Here is a 419-nt window from a genome sequence, read left to right on the forward strand (position 1 = left end):
AATATACAGGCAGGCTACTGATGTCATGGGCGGCCCGACAGAATATAACCCTGCGTTTTATTCAGCCCGGTAAACCTCAGCAGAACGCTTATATTGAGCGATATAATCGTACAGTGCGCTATGACTGGCTGGGGCAGTACCTGTTTTCCTCGCTGGATGAATTGCAGGACTATGCCACACGCTGGCAATGGTTTTATAATCACGAGCGTCCGAATATGGCATTAAATGGCTACACGCCGATGCAGCATATTCAACGCATGACTTGATTCTACTTATCGCCTCCGTTAAAAAGGGGAGGATTACCGAAATACCTGCATATCTCTAACAGCAAACGCATGCACATGATGACTACGCTGATCACCGCCCTTAATGAAATATCTACGCCCCGAAATCCCGTTCTCACCGCGAGCAATATACCC

Annotated in this window: 1 protein-coding gene and 1 pseudogene; one reads left to right on the forward strand and one right to left on the reverse strand. The window is 47.7% G+C overall.

The features are described 5' to 3' along the window. Nucleotides 1–266, forward strand: a 266-nt coding sequence (locus tag ACLRGG_RS20430) for an integrase core domain-containing protein (RefSeq protein ID WP_416251473.1), incomplete at its 5' end; no start/stop codon positions are given. Nucleotides 267–302: 36 nt separating this feature from the next. Here ACLRGG_RS20430 and ACLRGG_RS20435 read toward each other — a convergent pair. Then, nucleotides 303–419, reverse strand: a pseudogene (locus ACLRGG_RS20435) (GrpB family protein); the annotation flags it as partial.

It is taken from the genome of Erwinia sp. PPS120 (genome assembly GCF_047918655.1).
Taxonomy (GTDB): domain Bacteria; phylum Pseudomonadota; class Gammaproteobacteria; order Enterobacterales; family Enterobacteriaceae; genus Erwinia; species Erwinia tasmaniensis_A.